Annotated in this window: 24 protein-coding genes; 11 read left to right on the top strand and 13 right to left on the bottom strand. The window is 60.7% G+C overall.

All coding sequences use genetic code 11. The annotated features are described in order from the left end of the window. Window positions 1–28 precede the first annotated feature (28 nt). Window positions 29–1,105, bottom strand: coding sequence for an S-methyl-5-thioribose-1-phosphate isomerase (gene mtnA / locus NRB16_RS16545; RefSeq protein WP_253140700.1), 1,077 nt, complete (start codon window positions 1,103–1,105; stop codon window positions 29–31). Window positions 1,106–1,299: 194 nt separating this feature from the next. On the opposite strand from mtnA, the gene NRB16_RS16540 reads away from it, so the two are divergent. The 5 genes from NRB16_RS16540 to NRB16_RS16520 all read left to right on the top strand — a co-directional run bounded on the left by NRB16_RS16540 (window position 1,300) and on the right by NRB16_RS16520 (window position 5,990). Next, on the top strand, window positions 1,300–2,631 hold the full coding sequence (locus NRB16_RS16540; protein WP_045482022.1) for a TRZ/ATZ family hydrolase: 1,332 nt from the start codon (window positions 1,300–1,302) through the stop codon (window positions 2,629–2,631). A gap of 79 nt (window positions 2,632–2,710) precedes the next feature. After that, a complete protein-coding gene (gene ubiG / locus NRB16_RS16535; protein ID WP_257106523.1) occupies window positions 2,711–3,409 on the top strand; it encodes a bifunctional 2-polyprenyl-6-hydroxyphenol methylase/3-demethylubiquinol 3-O-methyltransferase UbiG in 699 nt (232 codons plus the stop codon). A 2-nt stretch (window positions 3,410–3,411) separates the two neighbouring features. Beyond that, window positions 3,412–4,083 (top strand): N-acetylmuramic acid 6-phosphate phosphatase MupP, encoded by a 672-nt coding sequence (gene mupP / locus NRB16_RS16530; RefSeq protein WP_045482027.1) that lies wholly within the window; start codon window positions 3,412–3,414, stop codon window positions 4,081–4,083. Between the two features lie 29 nt (window positions 4,084–4,112). Next, complete coding sequence (locus tag NRB16_RS16525; protein ID WP_045482029.1) at window positions 4,113–4,856, top strand: YciK family oxidoreductase; 744 nt, start codon at window positions 4,113–4,115, stop codon at window positions 4,854–4,856. A gap of 210 nt (window positions 4,857–5,066) precedes the next feature. Further along, the gene (locus NRB16_RS16520) at window positions 5,067–5,990 is read left to right on the top strand and encodes a GGDEF domain-containing protein (protein WP_253140699.1); all 924 of its coding nucleotides are present in this window, start codon (window positions 5,067–5,069) and stop codon (window positions 5,988–5,990) included. 98 nt (window positions 5,991–6,088) lie between these two features. On the opposite strand, the gene NRB16_RS16515 is transcribed toward NRB16_RS16520, so the two are convergent. From NRB16_RS16515 to NRB16_RS16485, 7 genes are all read right to left on the bottom strand, one after another. Next, on the bottom strand, window positions 6,089–6,874 hold the full coding sequence (locus tag NRB16_RS16515) for a TenA family transcriptional regulator (protein ID WP_257106522.1): 786 nt from the start codon (window positions 6,872–6,874) through the stop codon (window positions 6,089–6,091). A 33-nt stretch (window positions 6,875–6,907) separates the two neighbouring features. Then, window positions 6,908–9,412: an EAL domain-containing protein gene (locus tag NRB16_RS16510; RefSeq protein WP_257106521.1), complete on the bottom strand. Its 2,505-nt coding sequence runs from the start codon at window positions 9,410–9,412 to the stop codon at window positions 6,908–6,910. Window positions 9,413–9,522: 110 nt separating this feature from the next. After that, a complete protein-coding gene (locus tag NRB16_RS16505) occupies window positions 9,523–11,343 on the bottom strand; it encodes an ABC transporter ATP-binding protein (protein WP_045482038.1) in 1,821 nt (606 codons plus the stop codon). After that, complete coding sequence (locus NRB16_RS16500) at window positions 11,336–11,968, bottom strand: DsbA family protein (RefSeq protein ID WP_045482040.1); 633 nt, start codon at window positions 11,966–11,968, stop codon at window positions 11,336–11,338. Before NRB16_RS16500 ends, NRB16_RS16505 begins: the two co-directional genes overlap by 8 nt. A gap of 3 nt (window positions 11,969–11,971) precedes the next feature. After that, window positions 11,972–12,916, bottom strand: coding sequence for a rhodanese-related sulfurtransferase (locus NRB16_RS16495; RefSeq protein ID WP_045493690.1), 945 nt, complete (start codon window positions 12,914–12,916; stop codon window positions 11,972–11,974). Between the two features lie 168 nt (window positions 12,917–13,084). Continuing rightward, on the bottom strand, window positions 13,085–13,381 hold the full coding sequence (locus tag NRB16_RS16490; protein WP_045482042.1) for a BolA family transcriptional regulator: 297 nt from the start codon (window positions 13,379–13,381) through the stop codon (window positions 13,085–13,087). Window positions 13,382–13,409: 28 nt separating this feature from the next. After that, window positions 13,410–13,928: a DUF2059 domain-containing protein gene (locus tag NRB16_RS16485; protein WP_045482044.1), complete on the bottom strand. Its 519-nt coding sequence runs from the start codon at window positions 13,926–13,928 to the stop codon at window positions 13,410–13,412. A 185-nt stretch (window positions 13,929–14,113) separates the two neighbouring features. Here NRB16_RS16485 and NRB16_RS16480 point away from each other — a divergent pair, with 185 nt between their 5' ends. Next, complete coding sequence (locus NRB16_RS16480) at window positions 14,114–15,508, top strand: class II fumarate hydratase (RefSeq protein ID WP_045482046.1); 1,395 nt, start codon at window positions 14,114–14,116, stop codon at window positions 15,506–15,508. Beyond that, entirely contained in the window at window positions 15,501–16,130 is a 630-nt protein-coding gene (locus tag NRB16_RS16475; RefSeq protein WP_257106520.1) for an NAD(P)H-dependent oxidoreductase, read from the top strand. Before NRB16_RS16480 ends, NRB16_RS16475 begins: the two co-directional genes overlap by 8 nt. A gap of 100 nt (window positions 16,131–16,230) precedes the next feature. On the opposite strand, the gene NRB16_RS16470 is transcribed toward NRB16_RS16475, so the two are convergent. Together NRB16_RS16470 and NRB16_RS16465 are read right to left on the bottom strand one after the other, a co-directional pair. After that, entirely contained in the window at window positions 16,231–17,202 is a 972-nt protein-coding gene (locus tag NRB16_RS16470) for a DMT family transporter (RefSeq protein WP_045482051.1), read from the bottom strand. 146 nt (window positions 17,203–17,348) lie between these two features. Then, entirely contained in the window at window positions 17,349–17,939 is a 591-nt protein-coding gene (locus tag NRB16_RS16465; RefSeq protein WP_045482054.1) for a tRNA-uridine aminocarboxypropyltransferase, read from the bottom strand. A 159-nt stretch (window positions 17,940–18,098) separates the two neighbouring features. Here NRB16_RS16465 and NRB16_RS16460 point away from each other — a divergent pair, with 159 nt between their 5' ends. Next, a complete protein-coding gene (locus NRB16_RS16460) occupies window positions 18,099–18,380 on the top strand; it encodes a hypothetical protein (protein WP_045482057.1) in 282 nt (93 codons plus the stop codon). Between the two features lie 37 nt (window positions 18,381–18,417). Here NRB16_RS16460 and NRB16_RS16455 read toward each other — a convergent pair whose 3' ends face one another. Next, window positions 18,418–18,540, bottom strand: coding sequence for a PA1414 family protein (locus tag NRB16_RS16455; protein WP_144403179.1), 123 nt, complete (start codon window positions 18,538–18,540; stop codon window positions 18,418–18,420). A 155-nt stretch (window positions 18,541–18,695) separates the two neighbouring features. Beyond that, the gene (gene rmuC / locus NRB16_RS16450; protein WP_257106532.1) at window positions 18,696–20,060 is read right to left on the bottom strand and encodes a DNA recombination protein RmuC; all 1,365 of its coding nucleotides are present in this window, start codon (window positions 20,058–20,060) and stop codon (window positions 18,696–18,698) included. 1,064 nt (window positions 20,061–21,124) lie between these two features. Between rmuC and NRB16_RS16445 the strand changes: the two genes are divergently transcribed. The 3 genes from NRB16_RS16445 to NRB16_RS16435 all read left to right on the top strand — a co-directional run bounded on the left by NRB16_RS16445 (window position 21,125) and on the right by NRB16_RS16435 (window position 23,459). Beyond that, entirely contained in the window at window positions 21,125–21,352 is a 228-nt protein-coding gene (locus NRB16_RS16445; protein WP_045482064.1) for a hypothetical protein, read from the top strand. Between the two features lie 201 nt (window positions 21,353–21,553). Next, window positions 21,554–22,033: a hypothetical protein gene (locus tag NRB16_RS16440; RefSeq protein ID WP_045482067.1), complete on the top strand. Its 480-nt coding sequence runs from the start codon at window positions 21,554–21,556 to the stop codon at window positions 22,031–22,033. Window positions 22,034–22,184: 151 nt separating this feature from the next. Beyond that, window positions 22,185–23,459 carry an OmpP1/FadL family transporter gene (locus NRB16_RS16435; RefSeq protein WP_045482070.1) on the top strand — a complete coding sequence of 425 codons (1,275 nt, stop codon included), beginning with the start codon at window positions 22,185–22,187 and terminating at the stop codon, window positions 23,457–23,459. A gap of 70 nt (window positions 23,460–23,529) precedes the next feature. Here the strand turns inward: NRB16_RS16435 and NRB16_RS16430 are convergent, their stop codons facing one another. Next, window positions 23,530–24,093 carry a glutathione peroxidase gene (locus tag NRB16_RS16430; protein ID WP_045482074.1) on the bottom strand — a complete coding sequence of 188 codons (564 nt, stop codon included), beginning with the start codon at window positions 24,091–24,093 and terminating at the stop codon, window positions 23,530–23,532. Between the last annotated feature and the right edge of the window lie 27 nt (window positions 24,094–24,120).

Below are 24,120 nucleotides of genomic sequence, written 5' to 3'. Positions count from 1 at the left end.
ATCCTGCCTGGCAGGCGACGAACGGCAATCAATGCAGGTGCTTGCGGCTCATCAACTGCGCCAGCCGGGCGGTATCGGGCCGTTCGACCACGCCCTTTTCAGTGACAATGGCGTCAATCAGGTCCGCCGGAGTGACATCGAACACCGGATTGAACGCGCCGACTCTGGCAGCCAGTGGCTGGCCGCCCACATCCAGCAATTCAAGGCCATCGCGCTCTTCGAGGACGATGCCGTCACCACTGGTGGTGTCCATGTCGATCGACGAACTCGGTGCCACGACCATGAACCGCACGCCGTGATGCATCGCTGCCACCGCCAGTTGATAGGTGCCGATCTTGGCTGCCACATCACCGTTGGCGGTGATCCGGTCAGCACCGACCACCACCCAGGTAATCCCCTTGGTACGCATCAGATGCGCTGCCGCCGAGTCGGCAATCACACTGACCGGGATGCCTTCGCTGGCCAGCTCCCAAGCGGTCAGCCGCGAACCTTGTAACCAAGGCCGGGTTTCATCGACATAGACCTGCTCGATCATGCCTTCCAGGTGCGCGGCGCGGATCACCCCCAGCGCCGTACCGAACCCGCCGGTGGCCAGCGCGCCGGCGTTGCCGTGGGTCAGCACCGCCTGCAGGTTGCCCTGCTGCTTGCGGATCAGTTCGGCCCCCAGTTGTGCCATGGTCAGGTTGGCATCGCGATCAGAGAGATGAATAGCCGCCGCTTCGGCCGCCAGAATTCGCAACGGGTCGTCATCAGACTTCAAACGTTGCAGGCGCTCTCGCATGCGGCTCAGCGCCCAGGACAGGTTGACCGCCGTGGGCCGCGCAGCGTCCAGCAAAGCGAAGTCGGCGTCCAGCGCCGACTGCCAGTCGCCACCGGCCGCCATCCGCGCCCGCGCCGCGAGCAGCACCCCATAGGCAGCACTGACGCCGATCGCCTGCGCGCCGCGCACCACCATGGCGCTGATCGCGGCCGCCACCGCCTGGACATCATGACAGGCCAGCCAGGCCTCTTCGCGCGGCAATACCCGCTGATCAAGCAAGTACAGGGCGTCTTCCCGCCAATCGATGGCCTTTACTTTTTCCGCAGCCAACAACTGATCGCGCATCGCCCACTCCATCGTCAACAATCCAGAACCTGAATAAAAAAGCGACCGATTATAGCGAGCCGGCCAACCAGACGCTCGGGTATACTTCGCCATTACCAGGCTCAAAGCCCGTGCTGCAAGTGACCCACCACCTTGCCTGACCACCGACTCACGCTGTCGTTGTACACAATCTGAACCAACCCCGGAAGTCTGTCATGCCCACAGCCAGTACACCCGTTGACCTTCTGCTCCTGCCGGACTGGCTGGTGCCGGTCGAACCTGCCGGGGTGGTGCTGAGGGAACATGGCATCGGCATCCGCGACGGCTGCATCGTCTGGATCGGCCCAAGGACCGATGCCCTGCGCCTGTCACCAACAGAAACCCGCGAGCTGCCGGGGATGCTGCTGGCTCCCGGCCTGATCAACGCCCACGGCCACGCGGCGATGACCCTGTTTCGCGGCATGGCTGATGATCTGCCGCTGATGACATGGCTGCAGGAACACATCTGGCCTGCCGAAAGCCGCTGGGTCGATGAAGCATTCGTGCGCGACGGCACCGACCTGGCCATTGCAGAGCAGCTCAAGGGCGGCGTTACTTGTTTTTCGGACATGTACTTCTACCCCAAAGTGGCTGCCGAGCGGGTGCACGACAGCGGCATGCGCGCCCAGATCTGCGTGCCGGTGCTGGATTTTCCGGTGCCCGGCGCACGCAACATCGACGAAGCGCTGCATGTCGGCATCGAACTGTTCAATGACCTGCTCCATCATCCGCGCATCAACGTCGCCTTCGGCCCCCACGCGCCCTACACGGTCAATGACGAGAACCTGGAACGGGTGCGGGTCATCGCCGATGAACTCGACGCCATGATCCATATGCATGTGCACGAGACCGCCTTCGAAGTGCAACAATCGGTCGAGCAGCGCCAGGAGCGTCCACTGGCCCGCCTGCAGCGCCTTGGCCTGCTGGGGCCGCGCTTCCAGGCCGTGCACATGACCCAGATCAGCAACGAAGACCTGGCCTTGCTGGTAGAAAGCAACACCAGTGTCATTCACTGCCCGGAATCGAACCTTAAACTGGCCAGCGGCTTCTGCCCGGTAGAGCGACTGTGGCAAGCCGGGGTCAATGTCGCAGTGGGCACCGATGGCGCGGCGAGCAACAACGATCTGGACCTGCTGGGTGAAACCCGCACCGCCGCCTTGCTGGCCAAGGCCGTCGCCGGCTCGGCCAGCGCCCTGGACGCGCACCGCGCATTGCGCATGGCCACGCTCAACGGCGCCCGTGCCCTGGGTATCGAGCAGCAAACCGGCTCGCTGGAGCTTGGCAAGGCTGCCGACCTGGTCGCGTTCGACCTGTCAGGGCTGGCCGTACAACCGGTCTATGATCCGGTATCACAATTGATCTACGCCAGCGGCCGCGATTGCGTACGCCACGTATGGGTCGCCGGCAAGCCATTACTGGAAGATCGCCGCCTGACCCGCATGGATGAACAAGCCCTGTGCGCAAGCGCCACGGCATGGGGTCGGCGCATTGCCGACCGCACTCAATGAATGTCCAGCGCCCCCTGACCATCCGTCTGTTGGCGGCTGCCGGACTCCACCGAATTCACATCTTCAAGAGGGACATCCGATGAGCAACGTCGATCGCGCTGAAATCGCCAAATTCGAGGCCCTGGCCCATCGCTGGTGGGACCGCGAAAGTGAGTTCAAACCTCTGCACGACATCAACCCGCTACGGGTCAACTGGATCGACGAGCGGGTCAGCCTGGCCGGCAAGAACGTCCTCGACGTCGGCTGCGGCGGCGGCATCCTAAGCGAGGCCATGGCCTTGCGCGGTGCCACCGTGACCGGTATCGACATGGGCGAAGCGCCGCTGGCGGTGGCCCAGTTGCACCAGCTCGAATCCGGGGTGCAAGTCCAATACCGGCAGATCACTGCCGAAGACCTGGCGCTGGAAATGCCCGAACAGTTCGATGTGGTCACCTGCCTGGAAATGCTCGAACACGTGCCTGACCCGTCCTCGGTGATCGCGGCCTGCTGCCGTATGGTCAAACCGGGTGGCCAGGTGTTCTTCTCCACCATCAACCGCAACCCCAAGGCCTACCTGTTCGCCATTGTCGGGGCCGAGTACATCCTCAACATGCTTCCGCGTGGCACCCACGATTTCAAGAAATTCATCCGCCCTTCGGAACTGGGCGCCTGGAGCCGCGCTGCCGGACTGCAGGTCAAGGACATCATCGGCCTGACCTACAACCCGCTGACCAAGCATTACAAGCTGGCCGTCGACGTTGACGTCAACTACATGATCCAGACCGTGAAGGAGGCCTGAGCATGCGCTTGAGAGCGGTCCTGTTCGATATGGATGGCACGTTACTGGACACCGCCCCGGACTTCATCGCCATTTGCCAGGCGATGCTGGCCGAGCGCGGTTTTGCGCCAGTGGACGACAAGCTGATCCGCGACGAAATCTCCGGCGGCGCCAAGGCCATGGTCTCGGCAACCTTCGGCCTGTCGCCCAGCGCTCCGGAATTCGAAGCCCTGCGCCTGGAGTTTCTCGAACGTTACCAACACAACTGCGCAGTGCACAGCCGCCTGTTCGACGGCATGGCCGAGTTGCTTGCCGACATCGAAAAAGCCGGGCTGATCTGGGGCGTGGTGACCAACAAGCCGGTGCGCTTCGCCGCACCGATCATGGAGCAACTGGGCCTGGCGCAGCGCTCGGCACTGTTGATCTGCCCGGATCATGTGACCCACAGCAAACCGCATCCCGAGCCACTGATCCTGGCCTGCAGCCGCCTGGACCTGGATCCTGCCAGCGTGCTGTTCGTCGGCGACGACCTGCGCGACATCGAGTCGGGCCGCGATGCCGGCACCCGCACGGCCGCCGTGCGCTATGGCTACATTCACCCCAACGACAACCCGAACCATTGGGGCGCCGATGTGGTGGTGGATCATCCGCTGCAGTTGCGCCAGGTCCTCGATAACGCTCTGTGCAGCTGCTGAGCACTGCCCGACTCCAAGGAAGACTGACAATGTTCGACTATTGCGCCCGCCCCGAGCTACTCAAAGGCCGGGTCATTCTGGTCACCGGTGCCGGCCGCGGTATCGGTGCTGCCGCAGCACGCAGCTACGCCGCCCACGGTGCGACGGTGCTGTTGCTGGGCAAGACCGAAGCCAACCTCAGCCAGGTCTACGACCAGATCGAAGCAGCCGGCCATCCGCGCCCGGCGGTGATCCCGTTCAATCTGGAGACCGCCCTGCCACATCAGTACGACGAACTGGCAGCGATGCTCGAAGCCGAATTCGGCCAGCTTGACGGCCTGTTGCACAATGCCTCGATCATTGGCCCGCGCACGCCGCTGGAACAGCTGTCGGGTGAAAACTTCATGCGCGTGATGCACATCAACGTCAACGCCATGTTCATGCTTACTCAGGCGCTGCTGCCGTTGCTCAAGCAATCGAGTGACGCCTCGGTGGTGTTCACCTCCAGCAGCGTCGGACGCAAGGGCCGTGCTTACTGGGGCGCCTACGGCGTGTCGAAGTTTGCCACCGAAGGGCTGATGCAGACCCTGGCCGATGAACTGGACGGTGTGGCGGCGGTCCGTGCCAACAGCGTCAACCCCGGCGCGACCCGCACTGACATGCGCGCCCAGGCCTATCCTGCCGAGAATCCCCTCGACAACCCCACTCCCGAACAGATCATGCCGGTGTACCTGTACCTGATGGGGCCGGACAGCGCTGGCATCAACGGCCAGGCGTTCAACGCCCAAAAATGATGTGCAAGGCGTCACATGCGGCGGCAAAACGACGCATAGTGACGCCGAAATCTGTTAAAACATGCCCCTGCGTCAAGCCGCTGCCGCTATCTTGGGCGCCATCTCATCTGTAAGACGTTGTTTTTTCTAGCATTCAGGATGAATGAACCGATTGGCATGCATTTCGCTCTAACCAAACCAGCCTCAAGGAATGTGCTGAGGAGTGAATAGATGAGTTCTCCACCCCGGATCGACCCAGTAGTCATTGATACCAGCAGCGTGCCGCGCCCATCCGCGCGCCCTCGCCTGTCAGTTCAGGAACACCCTGTGGACATGCGTCAACTGGGTTATCAACTGGCTCAGCAACTGCAGACCAGCCTGGAGGCCGACCGCATCCTGGAGATGTTCTGCAAGGGGCTGACCCAGGCCGGGCTGCTCGATGGCCTCACTTACAGCCATGCCGCCAGTGACCTGCAACTGTCGTTCGGCGACTGCACCCCACCTGCCACCCGTTACGATCTCAGCCATGCTGGCGAGCCGCTCGGGCAACTGGAACTGCATCACCGCCATCCGTTGGGTGCTGCGCTGGGCGATGACCTGCAAGGGCTGGTCAGCTGCCTGCTCTACCCTTTGCGCAATGCCTTGCTGTACCGGATGGCGATCAAAAGCGCGTTGCGTGATCCGCTGACCGATACCGGCAATCGTGTGGCGATGGATCAGGTTCTGACCCGGGAGGTGGATGACTCGCGGCGTTATCGCCAGCCGCTGTCGTTGCTGATGCTGGATATCGACCATTTCAAGCAGATCAATGACACCCATGGGCACGTCAATGGTGACCAGGTACTCAAAAGTGTGGCGCAGACGCTCAAGCAGCAAGTGCGCAATGTCGACCGGGTGTTTCGCTACGGCGGCGAGGAGTTCGTGATCATTCTGGCGAACACTGATCGCGAGGCCGCGGCGATGATTGGCGAACGTTTGCGCCAGACGGTGGAGGCGCTGGAGGTCGTTGGTCTGGATGGCCTGCGGCCAAGTATCAGCCTGGGCTGCGCGACATTATTGCCGGCCGAATCGGTCGACAGCTTGCTGCGCCGGGCTGACAGTGCGCTGTATGCGGCCAAGCGTGAAGGCCGCAACCGGATGATGATGGCGGGCTGAGCCCGCCACAGGAGCGGCGTTAGCCACGATACATTGCGTGTTTCGAATGTTCTTCGCGGATAAATCCGCTCCCGCACATCCCCACCCGACCCGTATCTTTACGCAGGTTCGGCGAGCAGTTCACGTACCGGCTTACTGCTGCGTTCAAGTTGCATACAGCGTTCCAGAAACAGGTACATGTAGTCGTAGCTGCGGGTAATGGCCTGACGCAATTCATATTGCTGCGCTTCGCTGGCATGGTTGCCGATCAGGGTGCAGATGATTTCCAGCGCTTCCCATGGATGGGCGTCGTCGTACTGGGCGTGCATCTTCAGCCATTTCATGGCCCGTTTGCGGGACTCATCCGGGAAGGCTTCGGCGTAGGTGCCGGTGGAGCACACCAGGGCAGCCCATTCGCCGGTAGCGCCCTCGATAGCATAGTTGGTCGCCGCCATGGCCACTGCCAGGCTGTCGCTGGTGCAGCTCTGCGAGCACCAGTGGCTCAACGCATGCAGCTCAGGCGCAACGCGCTGCGCCTTGAGGTCGCTGAGGCTGACGTCGTGGGCCTCGCACCAGTTGACCCAATAATCGGCGTGATTAAGTTCGACGCGAATATTGCGCATTAGCCAGCGGCGCGCCATGTCTTCACCGGGATGACGGCCAAAACGGGTCTTGATCAGGTTCTGCGCCATGTACACCGAAAACTGCTCCACCACCGGCCAACCGCCAATCAGGTAATGGCGCATGACCATAGGGCTCAGGCGTGCGTCACGCATCCGCTGGTACAGCTCATGCCCGACCACGCGAGCCTTGGCGCCACTGCAATCGTTGATCAATTGCTGTGCCCAACCCGGGTAACTGCCCGGTTCCATGAGTGGGCCAGTTCGGACAAAAGTGTCGATCATTGTATAACTCCATTTATTCGCACCTCACGGGTGCTACGTTTCGATCCTGCCCCGGTAGAGCGAAACCTCCTCCCCCCCTGCCGGAGCCATCCTTTCCCGTGCTGGCAGCACGCCACGCCGCACGGGCTCCTTATAAAGACTTTCGCGAGTCAATAATTCGGGGCGACCGATCAGGTAACCCTGCGCAAAATCCACGCCCATTTCCTGCAGAACCGCTTCGATCAAAGGCGTCTCGACATATTCGGCAATGGTCCGCTTACCCATCACATGGCCAATGTGGTTGATGACCTCCACCATCGAGCGATTGACCGCGTTGTCGAGCATGTCCTTGACGAAGCTGCCATCAATTTTGAGAAAGTCCACCGGCAAATGCTTGAGGTAGGCAAACGACGACATGCCCGCACAAAAATCGTCAAGCGAGAACTGGCATCCCAATGCCTTGAGTTCGTTGATGAACACGATCGCACTGCCCAGATCGGCGATTGCCGTGGTTTCGGTGATTTCAAAGCAGATGGTCTGCGGCGCCACGGCGTACTGGCTGAACTGCTCCTTGAGGTAGCCCAGAAAGGCCGTGTCGCCAATACTGGCACCGGACAGATTGATAGCACATAACACCCTGGGCTCGGCATGCTGTTCGTCGCTCCGGCACTCGGCAATCAGTTTGAACACGCTACGCACCACCCAGCGATCCAGCGAGGTCATCAGGCCAAAGCGCTCTGCAGCAGGGATAAAGCGATCCGGAACCACGATGTTGCCGGACTCGTCACGCAGGCGCAGGAGAATCTCGATGTGCCGTACCGGGTCGCCATCATCACCGAGCGGGGCAATTTCCTGAGCGTACAGACAGAAACGGTTTTCTTCCAGCGCACGATGCAGGCGCTGAATCCAGGCCATCTCGCCAGAGCGCAGCGACAACTCCAAATCATTGGGGTGATACAGCTGGATACGGTTGCGGCCCTTTTCCTTGGCCATATAACACGCCAGGTCGGCGGCGCGCAGGGCATCCTCCAGGCTGATCTGAGCCGCGCCGATCAGTACCACACCGATGCTCACAGTGATCACCAGCGCGCGGCCTTTCCAGACAAAATGCAGGTTCTCCACCACGCTGCGCAGCCCTTCAGCGACGCCCTGCACTGAATCGGCCGGGCAATCGTGCAGCAAAATGCCAAACTCGTCGCCGCCCAGCCGCGCCAGGGTGTCACCCTCACGCAAGCCTTGCGGCAGCACCGTGCACAGGTGTCGTAACAGGGCATCACCGGCCGCATGTCCGTAGTTGTCATTGATCAGCTTGAACTGGTCCAGATCGAGCAACATCAGCACTCGCTCGAGCTCTTGCGCCACCGGCTGTTCAAGCAGTTGCTCAAGCCGATATTCGAACTCGCTGCGGTTGACCAGCCCGGTCAAAGGGTCATGAGCGGCGTGCCAGGAAAGATTGGCGATGTATTGGCGCTCTTGGGTCAGATCGTGCAGCACCAATACCGCGCCGCTGATCTGGCCGTCGGTGAGAATCGGCGCACCGACCAGAGAAACCGCAACAGTGCTGCCGTCCAGGCGCTGGATCAGTTTGCAATGCAACGCGCCGCTCTTGAACTGACCGCCGAGGACATGCTCGATCAGCGTGGCACTCTCGCGCCGGGCATGCTCGTCCAGCAGGTTGAACAGCGCTGCCAGCGGCGTGCCGGCCGCCTGGTCACTCTGCCAGTGGGTCAGTTGCTCGGCGGCCGGGTTCAGGTACAGGATATTGCCTTGCACATCCGTGGTAATGACCCCGTCAACAATTGACTCCAGCGTAACCTGGGCGCGTTTTCTTTCGCGTTGCAAGTCATCGGCAATCGCCCGGCGCAGCACCAACAGGTTGTGGGTGCGCAGCAAGGCCAGCGCAATCAGGATCAGGGCCGTCAGCAGATTGATGACGATCAGCACCCGCAATAACGATCGAGACCCCTGCCCCAGCGCCTCACTGAAGGCCATGGCCGCCGGGGTGATACGGGCATTGAGCTGCTCGATTCGCTCGCGCCATTGCGCCACGGTCTGCGCATCAGGCTGCCCTTGAGCGATGTGCTGGCGCATGCTGCTCGCCAGCTCATCAAGCTCGGCCAGATAAGCATCGCCCTGCAACCACCAATGCAACGCTTGCTGCATGGCCCCGATGTCACGGAAATGGCGATACAGCCAGATGATGCGTGCGACATCTTCAGGATGATTGCCGCCTTGTAGAACACCCGCACGCGCCGCGGCGAGATCAGGTTCAGGGAGATCGAGCGCCTCGCGCAGCTTGCGCCCGCCCTCAGGGATGGCAATCGCCTGGCGATACCTGAGGTAGTCGTGCGGGTCATGGCTCAAGGCATACAGGTCCAGATAACGGACCGCGTCCTTCTGACCTTTGGACCAGAGGCTTTCACCACCGACATAGCTGCGCATGGCCGACATCATGTACAGGCTGAAGCAGCCGAGCAGCGCCTGAAACAGCACCACGACAATAAAAGGCCATACGATGCCCAGCAAACGCGGTCGGGCAAGAGTCCGTGCGGGCTTCATGAAGTTCGTTTCACCGATTGCCTGACTGATGATCCTCAGCCAAGCCTAGGCCAAATCCATGATCGCGGCAGGGCGATTGGCGACAATTGCCAGAAATGCTGCAACGCGTCTCAAACCTGCTGCAGATGCCCGTACAACCGAGCATACAAACCGCCGTCAGCGATCAGTTGCTGATGGTCGCCGTCTTCGGCAATGCGCCCGCCATCGAACACCAGCACCCGGTCAGCCTGCTTCACGGCGGACAGGCGGTGGGCAATGATCAGCGTGGTCCGGCTTTGCAGAAAGCGGCCCAGAGCCTGGTGCAGGCTGTACTCGGTCGCAGCATCCAGCGCCGAGGTGGCCTCATCAAGAATCACCACCTGCGGCTCAGAGAGGATCATCCGCGCAATCGCCAGGCGTTGCCGCTGGCCGCCGGAAAGCCGTACCCCGGAACGTCCAACCACGGTATCGAGCCCCTGCGGCATGCTGCGCACGGTGGCGTCCAGTTGCGCGATCTGCAACGCCTGCCAGCAAGCCTCATCACTGCGATCGCGTCCCATGGTCAGGTTGGCGCGGACACTGTCGTTGAACAGTGCCGGATGCTGCAACACCACTGCGACGCGCTCACGCAACCGCTCAAGGCCGATCTCCTGCTGGGTTGCACCGCCAAACCGGATGCTGCCGGCATCAGCTGTGTACAAGCCCAGTAACAGCTGCACCAGGGTGCTCTTGCCGCCTCCGCTGGCGCCCACGATGGCGACCTTTTCACCGGGCGCAATCGACAGATTCACCTGATCCAGGACCCGCTCGGCGCCGTAACCGAAACTCAGGCCACACACTTCAATGCCCACTGTCTGCCGGCCGGCAAACGGGTCGGCGTGGCCGGGATAACGCGGTTCATCGGCCCGCGCCAGCAGTTCGTTGATACGGCTCAGCGCGCCGCCAGCGGCGTACCAGGCGTATTGCAGGTTAAGCAACTGCTCCACCGGGCCAATCATGAACCACAGGTAGCTGAACACCGCCAGCATCTGACCGATGGACAGATCAGAGAACAGCACAGTGAGCATCGCCGCCGCACGAAACAGATCGATACCGAACTGGAACAACAGCGCACTGGCGCGCCCTGAGGCATCGCTTTTCCATTGTGAATTGACCGCGTAGTCACGCACCTCGCGGGCACGCAGGCCAAGCCGGCCCAGGAAAAAGCCCTGGTGATTGCCGGCACGAACCTCCTGTATCGCCTCAAGGGTCTCGCTCAAGGCTTCGCTGAAGCGTGCGGTGCTGTCGTTTTCCAGTTTTTTAAGGTGTTTGACCCGCTTGCCCAGCCGTACGGTGGCGAAGATCACCAATGGGTTGAACAGCAAAATCAACAGCGCCAGCTTCCAGTGCATCCACATCAGGACGGCAGCCGTGCCGGTCAGGGTCAGCATCGCTACCAGAAAGCGGCTGAGGGTATCGCCGACGAACTTGTCCAGCGTGTCCAGATCAGTGACCAGATGGGTGGTCACCGTCCCGCCGCCGAGACTCTCGTATTCACGCAGGGCGATACGCTTGAGGCGCTCGATCAGACGCAAGCGAATGCGATAGACAATGTCTTTGGACAAGCGGGCAAACAACCGCGCCTGCAACACGTTGAACAGCAGCGCCCCCAGACGCAGCAGCAAAGTCGCCAGCAGCATCAGGCCGATATAGCCCACCGCCTGGTGCAGGCTTTCAGGCAGCAGCCGGTCCATGAAGCGCAACGCCGTATCGCCATGGCCCAATAGCACTTCATCGACCAGCAGCGGCAACAGCAAGGGAATCGGCACACTGCACAGGGTGGCCATGATCGCCACGCCATTGGCCGTCCATAACGCCTTTTTGTGGCGCAACACCAGCGCGCGAATATCCGCCCAGCTCAGCCGATCGGTCGTGGTGGAAGTTGCCGCCGTGTCGCCGGGTGTATCAGGCACTGGCAGCGCGCTCCAGCCAACGGGCCAGCAATGGCGCCAGGGCGTCCACGGGCTGGTAGCCGTTGGTCAGCAACGCCAGTTGGCCGTTACGTTCGGCCAGCAAAGTCGGAAAGCCGGCAATCCCCAGCCCCTGAACCCAGGCAAAATCCGCCGCCGTGGCGCTTTTGAGTTCGGCGCTGTCGAACAGCTCGGCAAACTGCAGGCGATCCAGCCCCGCCTGCTCGGCCAGCTCGGCCAACAGTGAACCTTGAGTCACGTCGCGGCCTGCGGCATAAAACGCTGCCTGAATCAGGCCCACCAATCGCCAGGCCGCCTGCGGGTCGAGCTGTCGTGCGGTGACCACCGCCCGGCACACCGGGGTGGTGTCATAGACAAAACCTTCAGGCAAAGCCGCGTCGAACAGAAACGGCTGGCCGGTGGTCTGCTGCACCGACTGCCAGTGATCAAGGATGTAGCGCCGGGTGGAAGGGTCCAGCGGCGCATCGTTGGCGCGCAGTCCGCCCATCACCAAGTGCAGTTGCACACCGCTGTCCTGTGCCTGGCGCACCAGAGCCTCGGCGACCGGAGCGAAGCCCCAGCACCATGAACAAAGCGGGTCCATCACATACACCAGACGAGCGGACATGGCTCAGGCCTCCGTTTCCGATGCTTGGCGATAGTTGTAGCCGATCGGGTGTGGCTGATTACGCGCCTTGGCCAGCTCGATCTGCTTCTGCCGGTCGATGGCGCTGCGGCGGGTCTTTTCGCTCAGGGTATTCCAGCAATGCGGGCAACTGATACCCGGCACGTAATGCTCGCTGGCACGGTCCTCGACACTGACCGGATTACGACAGGCATGACATTGATCGTAGTCGCCTTCAGACAAGTCGTGACGTACCGTTACGCGGTTGTCGAACACAAAGCAGTCGCCGCGCCACAGGGTCTGCTCCTGCGGCACCTCTTCGAGGTACTTGAGAATCCCGCCCTTGAGGTGATAGACCTCTTCGAAGCCTTCACCGAGCATGTAGCTGGAGGCCTTTTCGCAGCGGATGCCGCCGGTGCAGAACATGGCGACCTTCTTGTGCACCTTCGGGTCGAAGTTGGCCTTGATGTAGTCGGGAAACTCGCGGAAGGTGGTGGTTTTCGGATCGATCGCGCCTTCAAAGGTGCCGATCGACACTTCATAGTCGTTGCGCGTATCGATCAACAGCACTTCAGGGTCGCTGATCAGCGCGTTCCAGTCCTGCGGCTCGACATAGGTCCCGACCGCCTTGTTGGGGTCGACGCCTGGCACGCCCAGGGTCACGATCTCTTTCTTGAGCTTGACCTTGGTGCGATAGAACGGCTGTTCGTCGCAGTAGGATTCCTTGTGGTCGATGTCCACCAGCCGCGGGTCACTGCGCAGCCAGGCCAGCAAACCGTCGATCCCCTCGCGGGTTGCAGACACGGTGCCGTTGATACCTTCCTCGGCAATCAGCAGGGTGCCTTTGACGCCGTTGGCGAGCATGGCATTGAGCAGCGGCTCACGCAGCTCAAGGTAATTGTCGAGGGTGACGAACTTGTATAGCGCAGCCACGACGATCGGCGCGGTCATCGACGTTTGAGTCATCAATATCTCCAGGTGGTGACCCTCGCAAAGGGCCTACCGGACAGAACAGAAATGAAAACGCGCCGGCCAAGTGCGGCGCGGCGCGGATTCTAGCAAAAAACCTGAGCTGGCAGACAGCGCTGGATATTGACCTGGATCAATAAGCCGCAGGCCTCAGGCGTGACCGCCTGCGCAGGTCGGCGACGCCGGTACATCGCTGTTTGCCGCCCACTCTTGCGGGGTGTAAGTGTGCAGCGCCAGCGCGTGAAACTCTTGCATCAGGCCGCCGAGAGTGGCATAGACCTTTTGATGACGCTTGACAGCATTGAGCCCCTGGAATGACTCGCAGACCAGGATCGCCTTGTAGTGCGTCTCCTGGCCCCGGCTGTGCATATGGCTTTCATTCAGCACTTGCAGGTGCAGAGGTTGCAGGTCGGCCAGGGCCGTTTCGATACGTTGCTGCATGCTCATGATCGGTACGATGTCTCAGAGTGGAGGCTCAAGGTTTTTTCGCAGGTGCGGCCTTGGCCGGCTCAAGCTCGGCACTCATGTCGGCGAGCAGCTTGTTGACCACAGGACCTGCGCTTTCCAGACGAGTCTGGGTCAGTTGCACTGACTGCTGCGACAGCTCAGGCATTTTGCTCAGCACCTTTTTGCCGACCGGTGACTGATAGAAATTCACCAGTTCTTTGAGCTCGGCCTCAGTGAAGTTGCTGGTGTAGATCTTCACCAGCTCAGGTTTGAGCTTGTTCCAGCCAACCGCCTGGTCCAGCGCTGCGTTGGCCTTGGCCTGATAGGTCTCCAGCAGGGCTTTCTTCGAAGCCGGCGCCTTGGCCTCGGCGAAGCGCTGGGCAAACAACTGCTGAACCTGCCCGTAGATCGGCGTGGTGAGTTTGTCAGCGTTGGTCAGCTTCAGAAGCGTCTCGGCGCTGGCATTCTGGCTGGCCGTGTCGGCAAGAACCTGACCGCTGGCACACGCCAGAGCCAGCACGGTGAACATGACGCGAAGACGGATCATCGGGTTTCCTATTTGGGCAAACGAGGCATGGCCTCAATGTTTTTCATTCTGCGCAGATGTTCGCATCGGCCTCAACCCCTGCGTTGCCAGCGGTCATGAGCCTGCGGGGAACCCGAGGGTGATATCGGCGACTAAACTCTACCGGTCAGCAGCACAGACCGAACGTATTTTCGAGGAGTCGTACAGTGAGCCGTACCGAAACCGATAGCCTTGGTCCGATTGAAGTCCCGCAAGATGCCTACTGGGGAGCGCAAACCCAGCGCTCGCTGATCAACTTCGCCATCGGCCAGCAGCGCATGCCGCTGCAAGTGGTGCATGCCTTGACGCTGATCAAGAAAGCCGCCGCGCGGGTCAACAATCGCAATGGCGACCTGCCCGCCGATATCGCCCGGCTGATCGAGCAGGCGGCTGACGAAATCCTCGACGCCCAGCTCAATGACCAGTTTCCGCTGGTGGTCTGGCAAACCGGCAGTGGCACGCAGAGCAACATGAACGTCAACGAAGTGATCGCCGGACGCGCCAACGAGCTGGCCGGCCAGGGTCGCGGCGGCAAGTCGCCGGTGCACCCCAACGATCACGTCAATCGCTCGCAAAGCTCCAACGACTGCTTCCCCACGGCCATGCACATCGCGGTCGCCCAAGCGGTTCAAAATCAACTGCTGCCGGCTGTCGCAGAACTGGCTGAAGGCCTGACCGAGCAGTCCAGACGGCATAGCCAACTGGTCAAGACCGGCCGTACCCACATGATGGACGCCACGCCGATCACCTTCGGTCAGGAACTGTCCGGTTTCGTGGCCCAGCTTGATTACTCGGTCAAAGCCATTCGCGCCACCCTGCCAGCAGTGTACGAGCTGGCTCAGGGCGGCACGGCGGTGGGGACCGGCCTCAATGCCCCGAAAGGCTTTGCCGAAGCGGTGGCGGCCGAACTGGCAGCGCTCTCGGGTTTACCATTCGTCACCGCGCCAAACAAATTCGCCGCCCTGGCCGGTCACGAACCATTGGCCGCCTTGTCCGGCGCCCTGAAGACCCTGGCCACCAGCCTGATGAAAATCGCCAACGACTTGCGCCTGCTCGGCTCCGGCCCGCGCGGCGGGCTGGCCGAAGTGCGCCTGCCGGCCAACGAACCGGGCAGCTCGATCATGCCCGGCAAGGTCAACCCGACCCAGTGCGAGGCCTTGTCAATGCTTGCCTGCCAGGTCATGGGTAACGATGTGACCATCGGTTTTGCCGCCAGTCAGGGGCATTTACAGCTCAATGTGTACAAGCCGGTGATCATCCATAACCTGCTCGAATCCATCGAACTGCTGGCAGACGGCTGCCGAAACTTTAATGAGCACTGTGTGGCTGGCATGGAGCCAGACACCGCGAAGATGGCTGAGCATCTGGAGCGCGGACTGATGCTGGTCACCGCACTCAATCCGCATATCGGTTATGACAAAGCCGCACAGATCGCCAAGAAGGCCTACACCGAAGGGCTTACCCTGCGCCAGGCAGCTCTGGACCTGGGCTACCTGAGCGACGAGCAGTTCGACGCCTGGGTACGCCCGCAAAACATGCTTGAGGCGGGTAGTCATGGCTGAGGCCCGTAGTGGCGCCACTCCGCTTGAAGGTAATGGCAAGCGAATCCTGCTGATCTATGGCACCCCCAAGGCTGGCGGGTTATGCCATGCACTGGGCGATGCCTACGCCCTGGGCGCGCGCGGTGAGGGCCATGTCGTGCGCAGCCTGAAGCTGGGCGAAATGGCATTCGATCCGATCCTGCGTGGCGGCTATGAGCAGGGTCAGCCACTGGAGGCCGATTTGCTCGATGCCCAGCGGCTGATTCATTGGGCCGAACATCTGGTGCTGGTCTATCCGGTCTGGTGGAGCGGCCTGCCCGCGCTGCTGAGTGGTTTCTTTGATCGGGTCCTGATCCCGGGCTTCGCCTTCAGGCTCCATGGACGCGAAGACCCGGACAATCAACTGCTCAAGGGCCGCAGCGCGGAACTGCTGATTAGCCTGGACACGCCACCGCGCTACTTTCGCTGGATCTTCGGCCGCTGGATTTTCGGCGCCCCGCCCCACCGGCAGATCACGCGCACGATTCTGGGTTCTTGCGGGATCAGGACCACTCGCCTGACCGAGTTTGCCCCGGTGCGCAGCGCCAGCGAGGCACAGCGCCAGCAATGGGTGCGCCAGGCAGAGCAGTTGGGCCGAGGTTAAGGTTTATCTGCGGCTACCTGAATGCCAGGCAAAAGCCGAACCCTGTAGGACCCGTGGGAGCAGCCGGGGACATTAAGCACTTAACCGAACAATATTGGCTTTAGCCATGAAGCTTGCCGTTCGACAAACGAGCATTGCGGGCCCGCCAACCGGCCATCAGCGACGGCACCAGGGCGGTAAACGCCGAACCGGTCACCACCAGCACCGCGCCCCCATACCCCAACAGATTAAGCTGCTCGCCCTGCACATGGTCGGGCCACAGCCAGGCCGCTACCGCGACGCACGCCAGCGTAATCAGCGGCGTCAGCGCCAGAGTCGCGCTGATCCTTGAAGCTTCCCAATGCACCAGCGCTTCGGCAAACGCGCCGTAGGCCACCAGGGTGTTGAGACAGCAGGCGAACAGCAGCAAACCCTGCACGGTATCGAGCTGCAGCACTTGCAGTGGGTGCGCCCACGGCGTGATCAGCAAGGCGCAGAACAGGTAGATGACCATCATCACCTGGCGTGAGTCCCAGACCGTGAGCAATTGCTTCTGGCTAAGGCCATAGAAGGTCCAGACCAATGACGCCAGCAATATCACCAGCACACCGACGGTGTAGCTGCCCAGTGAGCTGAACAGTTCGGCCAACCGCTCGTTGAAGAACAGCACAAAGCCGGCCAGCATGATTAGCAGCCCCATGCCCTGCCCCAGTGTGAAACGCTCCTTGAACACGAAGATACTGGCGATCAGCAACATGATCGGCCCGGTCTGGATCAACAGTTGCGTAGTACCCGGGCTGAGCAGCTTCAACCCCACCAGATACAGCACATAGTTGCCCACCAGCCCCAATACCGCCATGACCACCAGCCCCTTGCCGGTCTTGCCCAGCGGTTTGAAGCTCGGCAGGCCCCTGCTCGCCTTGAGCCAGATGAACAGCAACAGCCCGGAAACGAGCAAGCGGTACCAGGTCACCGTGACCGGGTCCATGACCTGCAGAACCTGTTTGAGTTTGACAGGCAGGATGCCCCAGAGCAGCGCGGTCAACAGCGCCAGACCGAGGCCCAATAGCCAACGGCCGGAAGATACGTGCATGAATGGTTCCAGAATGGCGGGAAAATGGTGCGGTCACGATCATTCTAGATAGCGGGCTATCGAGCTGACAGTTACAGCTACCTGCAAATACAACCTAACAGCGGCCTGTCTGCGATGACAGAGGCCGTCCTTGATGGTCGGGCACCTCACCCATGGTTACGCCGATAAACCTCATCACCCATGGCCGCAATCTGCCCGTCGATCAACGCATCAAAAGGCTTTAGCAAGGCATCAAAGCCTGTGGGCGCCTCCAGCACTTGCAGTGCCTGGACGATCGACTCCAGGGTCGACAGCGCCTCGGGACCAGGCGCTTTGCGCAGCCGATAGCGAGAAGCCGTTACCTGCGCCAGACTTAGCCGGGGCAACGCTGCCAGCGCCGGGTTCAGATGCAGCAGCTTACGCGCTTTGCGCCAGGTGCCGTCAGGGACCACCAACAAGGTCGGCAAGCCATCAGCAGGCACCGGTGCAACCACCTCAGCCTGCGCCCCCGGAAACAGCAAGCGCGCCTGATAACCGGGCTGATGGAGCAATTGCGGCAGGTCATCGAACACTTCACCCACCAGCAACTGCGCATTGCGCAGCCCCAGAGTCGCCAGACGCGCAGTATTGAGGGCGTGCCCCACCTCGCTGGGATGCTGCAGCACCAACACCCGGGTACGACTATCAAGACTCGGAATCAGCGCACACAGGCAGTGGCTGAGCGGGCGCAGGCAACGCTCGCAACGCTGGCGGGACATCGGAAACCTCGAAATCGGCCAATCTACAACAGCCCTTTACCGAACAGAAGCGGCGCGTCTGTCGGCACTGCCTCTGAGCCGGGAAAGGATTGCGTTAACCTGCCAAGGCTGGCACTGCGGTAATGGTGCCAGGTGAGCAGCCAACACCCGGAGGTCCCTATGGATCGCGAGGGGGTCACCCAGCGCGTGCTCGATGCACTGGGCATCATTCTGGTGGACAAGTCACACATACGCGACAACGCCACGTTCGCAGAAATGCTGCTGGACGACGACGATGTACAGATGCTGCTTGAGCGGCTCGAAGAGACGTTTGGCTGTCAGTTCCCGCAGCGGGTCCGCGAAAGCGCCAGAAAGCGCCCGGACCGGGTCTCGGTGCCGGTGATCGTTGACCTGATCATGCTGATGGGCCGGGACCTGCCTGGCCGACGCCTGAGGCGCTAGCCCCGAGAGCATCAGGGCTTGCACGGCAGCTGGGCTGTTATCGACGGCGCTGGCGTCGCTCGTCGTCGCTACGCACGGGGATCGGCTGCAATTTGGGCCGTTCTATCAGGCCCAGGGCAACGCCGAGATCATGAAGCCATTCCTGCAATTTGTTGTTCATAACGCCCCCTTGGGGAAAAACCGGCGACTACAGACTATCGGCCGCCTGTACTGATTCTAGAGCCTGACCGGCATGCCGCCAGTCACCGCTCTGCAAACATGGGCAATGTGACATCTATCAGCCCAATCGTCATCCATTGGCGATGAACGGCCCGGCTACTCAGGCAAGTGCAGCGTGCCGTCTTCGTCGGTCATTGCCCGCTCGAGCAGGTCGGCCGGAAGACTCTTGCTGGCCCGTGCCCCCAGTAGACGCAGCTGTTCACTACGGCTGACCAGATTGCCACGCCCTTCAGTGAGTTTATTGCGTGCGGCCGCATAAGCCTTATCCAATTGTTGCAAGCGATTGCCGACTTCATCGAGGTCCTGAATGAACAAGACAAACTTGTCGTAAAGCCAGCCGGCCCGCTCGGCGATTTCCCGGGCATTCTGGCTCTGTCGCTCCTGCTTCCACAGGCTGTCGATCACCCTCAGGGTGGCCAGCAAGGTAGTCGGGCTGACAATCACGATGTGGCGGTCAAACGCTTCCTGAAACAGATTTGGCTCGGCCTGAAGGGCCGCGGCAAAAGCCGCTTCGATCGGCACGAACAGCAGCACGAAATCCAGACTGTGCAGGCCTTCCAGACGTTTATAGTCCTTGCCGGACAAACCCTTGACGTGATTGCGCAGCGACAGCACATGCTGTTTCAGTGCTGCCTGGCCCAGCACCTCGTCAGGAGCATTGACATACTGTTGATAAGCGGTGAGGCTGACCTTGGCATCGACCACCACCTGCTTGTCACCCGGCAGCATGATCAGCACGTCAGGCTGAAAGCGTTCACCCTCAGGCCCCTTGAGGCTGACCTGGGTCTGGTACTCACGGCCCTTTTCCAGCCCGGCGTGCTCCAGCACCCGCTCCAGGATCAACTCTCCCCAGTTGCCTTGGGTCTTCTGACCCTTGAGGGCCTGGGTCAGGTTGGTGGCTTCATCGCTCAGGCGCAGATTGAGCTGTTGCAGGCGCTCCAGCTCCTTACCTAGCGAGAAGCGCTCGCGCGCTTCGTTCTGGTAGCTTTCCTCCACGCGCTTTTCGAACGATTGAATGCGCTCCTTGAGCGGGTTGAGCAACTGGCCGAGCTGCTCCTGGCTGGTCTGGGCAAAGCGCTGCTCGCGCTCGTCGAAAATCTTGCCGGCCAGTTCGGCGAATTGCGCCCGCAGTTCATTGCGTGAATCCTGCAAATCATTGAGGCGTTGCTGGTGGCCTTCCTGCTGCTCGGTCAACTCGGCCTGCAACGCCGCGCAGCGGGCTTCCAGGCGCCGTAACTCGCTTTCTTTGCCAGTGCGCTCGACATTCCAGCCCTCAGCGGCGTCGCGGCGGTCATCGCACTCCTGACGCAGCAACTGGACCTCACGGCGCAATGCCGCCAGATCGGCCTGGCGGGCGGCGTTGGCCTCGCTCAGGTCGCTGACTTCGTCACGGCTGGCTTCAAGCTGCACGGTCAGCCCGTCCTGCGCCAGCTGCGCGGTGCTCAGGCGCTCTTCGAGCAATGCCTGTTCGCCAGCAGCGGTCGCGGCCCGCCGCTGCAACTGCCAGGCCAATGCCAGTAGCGGCGCAGCAGCCAAGGCCAGGCCCAACAACAGGCTGTTCAGTTCAAGCGCCATTTGAGAACTCCACGGCCAGCAGCAATGTGCGTGTTCAGACCCGTAGCGAAGACTGCGTCCTGATGACCGAAGGATCAAGGACTTAAATCGAGGGGGAGCATACTCTACGCCATTTTCTGCCAAGGTAAAGCCCCTGATACACACAGAAATGCACCGGGACAATCCACAGAAGCTGTGGATAACTCAGTGGACAACCCCCCCTATCCCCTCGCAAAGCCACACAGAATGAGGCCTGCGCTCAAACTGTCGATTTTTTCACCAGTAAAAAAAAGCGATGTTTTTCATTGACTTATTAATTCACCGCAGTAAATCAAGCTCTTAGGCGCCCATATGACAGTGATGCGGCAGCTTGTGCCGCTAATGTGCACAACGATGCTTGACAGCTGGCCAGGCTGTAAGCCTCGCCTTACAGAAAGTGAAAAACCAGCGAGCCAGACACTACGGCCGGTCATCGACGCCTGGACGCACCCGGCGTGCAAACCGGTTCACCAGAAATTTTGTCAAAGGGCTTGCATTACCCGCCAATCTCAGGCAGCATCGCCGCCGTTAAGTACCAAGCTGAATGTCAATTCACTCAGGTCAACCAGGTTCCCAAGGCCAGCCACGGCTATAACCCACGGGAACAGACCCCATCGCTGGTTTTTCGAGCACCTCCTTGCTCTCTCTGCTGCGCCAACGCGCTGCACATCAAGGCCCATGCTCCACCGACCCTTCTGCAATTGATCAGGATCTTCATCAGAGCGCGAACCTTTGCTCTTGTATGTTGCCTGACTTCCCACGTACCTACCGGTCAGCCCGAGCGCCACATATTTATGCGCTTCAACTGGCTGCTTTTGTTCCAGTCAGGTTCTACGCCCAATTACGGCCCCAAGACTCCGTACCCCGCGTTTACTGGAATCCTTAATGGATGCACGGCATGCAGACATGCCGTACTCAGGAATATTTTCATAATGACAACTCAACACTTTCATACCCAAGAAGCCATCAACGCCCTGACTCACGCTTTTGCCCCCATGAACTGCCTTATCGTCGCAGCACGCAAGGGCAGCTTCAGCTTTACCCTGGTCAACGAGCACGGCATTGCCCGTCACAGTGAGCGCCTGTACCCCGAGCAGTACGCCAGCGCAGCCCCGCTGCAGGCCGTCATCGACCGCACCCGCCAGGCCCTGGCGGCCTGATTGAGCGGCAGCCGGCTAATCGCCAAGCGTTCTATCGAAGTGATGCTGATAAGACAAACGATGTAAAAACAGACCTTTACACCGTAAATATGACACTACACTTGAACTCAAGCGGCCCTGCCGCTTCCGACGGACCCAACCTTTCATAGTGCTGCCACGCGCGCGGGTCCGCCGGCCACTTCACAGTGAGCGGACTGTCTTATGGGTATCGCAGCCGTACATTTGCACCGTCACGTCATTCGCCCGACTCTGGCCTACCTTGATCGTCACCACCCCGCTGCCGAGGCATTGCTGTTGGGTATCGCCGCCAGCCAGTCGGCGCTCGGTGCCGCACTGGACAGCCCTCGCGGTCATGGCCTCTATCATATTTCCGAATCACGCCATCAGCGGCTCTGGGACGACTACCTGGCGCAGGACCCGAACCTTGCCAGTCTGGTCCGTGGGCTGGCCAGCCAGCATGCGTTTCTCAGCGGCCCGCACCTGGAACTGACCGTCAACCTGCGGTACGCCACAGCGATTGCCTGGCTGATGGTCGAGGCGCAGATCAACACCCTGCCCACGGAAGACGATCCTCTGGCAATGGCCAGAATCTGGCGACAGATATTTCAGCCGCAAGGCAGACTGAAAGATTTTGTCACTGCATGGCAACTCAGCGTCGCCCCTTTATTTGCCACCGCCTAAGCGATGGCCGTAGTCCGCACGTTCTGGGACGATCGTGCAAAAAGGTCCGATTGTCAGACAAAAAAAGGCTCTATCTCGGGCTCTTCAGGCTATGGCGCACGGTAGGAAATATTGATACTTTCGATGCCGTGATTCTCATGGAGTACTAATAATGAAAAAAGCAATGCTCAAGACCACACTCGGATTGACTGCCTGTCTCGCCTCCTCCCATCTGCTGGCTTCCGGTTTCGCCCTCAACGAACAAAGCATCAGTGGCATGGGCACCTCGTTCGCCGGTCGTGCATCGGCAGCTGAAGACGCCAGCACAGTGGCTGGCAACCCTGCCGGTATGTCACGCCTCAAGCGTGAACAGGTCAACCTCGGTGCCGCTGCAATTTTTGCCAAGACTGACATCGACAATGGCCAGGGCACCTTCGGCGGCAGCAATGATGGCGACATGGTCCCTGTGGTCGCGGTACCCATGGGTTACTACGTCAAGCCACTCAGCGAACAATGGACCTTCGGCCTGGGCATGTATGCACCATTTGGCCTGAAGACCGACTACGAAAGCGGCTTCGCCGGCCGTTACTGGGGCTCCAAGAGCGAAGTTCAGGTCGTGACGCTGCAGCCGACCATCAGCTACGCCTTCAACGACCGGGTCTCGATCGGTTTCGGGCCGACAATCAACCGTATTGAAGGCGAGCTGGCTTCGGCAGCCGTCAACGCCGCCACACCTGGCCGCAACGACGGCAAGGTCACCATCAAGGGTGATGACGTCGCGGTAGGCTTCAACATCGGTGTGCTGGTCCAGGCCACCGACGACACAAGCATCGGCCTGGCTTACCGTTCCAAGGTCGACTACAAGCTCAAGGGCAAGACCAAGATCGAAGGCCCGGGCTTCAGTGTGTTCAACGGCCAGAAATACGACGCCTCGCTGAAACTGGAAACCCCGGAGTCTGCCGAACTGTCCATCACCCACCAACTGGATGACCAGTGGACACTCTACGCAGGCAGCACCTGGACCCGCTGGAGCCGTCTGCAATCGATCGACGTGAACAACAGCGGCGTGCCGGCCCAGCTCGGCGGCGCAACAGGCCCGATCGGGCGCATTTCGGAAGTCCAGGAGTGGAAAAACACCTGGTACCACGCCATTGGTGCAGCCTACAAACTGAACAACCAGTGGACCCTGCGCACCGGCCTTGCCATGGACCAGTCGCCAGTCAGCAACTCGCATCGTTCGCCACGCATCCCGACTGGCGATCGCAAGATCTTCAGCCTTGGCGCCGGTTACAGCCCGACCGAAGACATCACCATCGACTTCGCTTACCTGTACCTGCGTGAAGAAGAAGCCAAGCTGCGCGATGCCAGCGCAACCAAAGGCGCCTACAACGCTGACTTCCGCAACAGCGCACACACCATCGGTACTTCGCTGACCTACAAGTTCTGATCACGGATCAGCCATGAAAAAGCCCGCAGCCGGTCACGGTTGCGGGCTTTTTAATACCCCTGTGTATGCCTCAAGGCTTTGAAGCAATCGCCTTCTCGATGGCCGCAATCAACTGCGGATCATCCGGCTTGGTGGTGCTGCCGAAGTGGGCGACGACCTTGCCCTGACGATCCACCACATACTTGTTGAAGTTCCAGCGCGGTGCGGCGCCATCGCTTTGTTCGGCAAGATTACGAAACAACGCAATGGCATCGCTGCCGCGTACCGGTTGCGGCTCGGTCATGGTGAAGGTCACGCCGTAATTGACGTAGCAGACCTTGGCCGTTTCTTCACCGTCCCCGGACTCCTGCTTGAAATCATTGGACGGTACGCCCAGCACCTCAAGGCCTTGAGCCTTGTACTGCTGATTCAACGCCTCCAGGCCCTTGAACTGCGAGGTAAAGCCACAGAAGCTGGCCGTATTGACCACCACCAGCGGTTTACCGGCAAAACGCTGGCACAGGTCAATGGTTTGTTTGCCGCGCAACGCGGGCAACTCGCCCTGTTCCTTGAGCACGGCGGGGCAATCGGCGGCCTGGGCGGTACTGCCCAAGGCCAGCAATAGAAGTGGCAGTGAAATCCAGCGCGCAGTCATCGGAGCATCCCTGTGGGTGGTGTTTTA

The sequence above is a fragment of the Pseudomonas sp. LJDD11 genome (assembly GCF_024584215.1).
Taxonomy (GTDB): Bacteria; Pseudomonadota; Gammaproteobacteria; order Pseudomonadales; family Pseudomonadaceae; genus Aquipseudomonas.
This window is presented reverse-complemented; position numbering and strand designations above follow the sequence as displayed.

Excerpts from the sequence above, each read along its gene's own strand:
- mtnA (WP_253140700.1), bottom strand. The coding sequence starts at position 1,105 with ATGCGCGATCAGTTGTTGGCTGCGGAAAAAGTAAAGGCCATCGATTGG.
- NRB16_RS16540 (WP_045482022.1), top strand. The coding sequence starts at position 1,300 with ATGCCCACAGCCAGTACACCCGTTGACCTTCTGCTCCTGCCGGACTGG.
- ubiG (WP_257106523.1), top strand. The coding sequence starts at position 2,711 with ATGAGCAACGTCGATCGCGCTGAAATCGCCAAATTCGAGGCCCTGGCC.
- mupP (WP_045482027.1), top strand. The coding sequence starts at position 3,412 with ATGCGCTTGAGAGCGGTCCTGTTCGATATGGATGGCACGTTACTGGAC.
- NRB16_RS16525 (WP_045482029.1), top strand. The coding sequence starts at position 4,113 with ATGTTCGACTATTGCGCCCGCCCCGAGCTACTCAAAGGCCGGGTCATT.
- NRB16_RS16520 (WP_253140699.1), top strand. The coding sequence starts at position 5,067 with ATGAGTTCTCCACCCCGGATCGACCCAGTAGTCATTGATACCAGCAGC.
- NRB16_RS16515 (WP_257106522.1), bottom strand. The coding sequence starts at position 6,874 with ATGATCGACACTTTTGTCCGAACTGGCCCACTCATGGAACCGGGCAGT.
- NRB16_RS16510 (WP_257106521.1), bottom strand. The coding sequence starts at position 9,412 with ATGAAGCCCGCACGGACTCTTGCCCGACCGCGTTTGCTGGGCATCGTA.
- NRB16_RS16500 (WP_045482040.1), bottom strand. The coding sequence starts at position 11,968 with ATGTCCGCTCGTCTGGTGTATGTGATGGACCCGCTTTGTTCATGGTGC.
- NRB16_RS16495 (WP_045493690.1), bottom strand. The coding sequence starts at position 12,916 with ATGACCGCGCCGATCGTCGTGGCTGCGCTATACAAGTTCGTCACCCTC.
- NRB16_RS16490 (WP_045482042.1), bottom strand. The coding sequence starts at position 13,381 with ATGAGCATGCAGCAACGTATCGAAACGGCCCTGGCCGACCTGCAACCT.
- NRB16_RS16485 (WP_045482044.1), bottom strand. The coding sequence starts at position 13,928 with ATGATCCGTCTTCGCGTCATGTTCACCGTGCTGGCTCTGGCGTGTGCC.
- NRB16_RS16475 (WP_257106520.1), top strand. The coding sequence starts at position 15,501 with ATGGCTGAGGCCCGTAGTGGCGCCACTCCGCTTGAAGGTAATGGCAAG.
- NRB16_RS16470 (WP_045482051.1), bottom strand. The coding sequence starts at position 17,202 with ATGCACGTATCTTCCGGCCGTTGGCTATTGGGCCTCGGTCTGGCGCTG.
- NRB16_RS16465 (WP_045482054.1), bottom strand. The coding sequence starts at position 17,939 with ATGTCCCGCCAGCGTTGCGAGCGTTGCCTGCGCCCGCTCAGCCACTGC.
- NRB16_RS16460 (WP_045482057.1), top strand. The coding sequence starts at position 18,099 with ATGGATCGCGAGGGGGTCACCCAGCGCGTGCTCGATGCACTGGGCATC.
- NRB16_RS16455 (WP_144403179.1), bottom strand. The coding sequence starts at position 18,540 with ATGAACAACAAATTGCAGGAATGGCTTCATGATCTCGGCGTTGCCCTG.
- NRB16_RS16445 (WP_045482064.1), top strand. The coding sequence starts at position 21,125 with ATGACAACTCAACACTTTCATACCCAAGAAGCCATCAACGCCCTGACT.
- NRB16_RS16440 (WP_045482067.1), top strand. The coding sequence starts at position 21,554 with ATGGGTATCGCAGCCGTACATTTGCACCGTCACGTCATTCGCCCGACT.
- NRB16_RS16435 (WP_045482070.1), top strand. The coding sequence starts at position 22,185 with ATGAAAAAAGCAATGCTCAAGACCACACTCGGATTGACTGCCTGTCTC.
- NRB16_RS16430 (WP_045482074.1), bottom strand. The coding sequence starts at position 24,093 with ATGACTGCGCGCTGGATTTCACTGCCACTTCTATTGCTGGCCTTGGGC.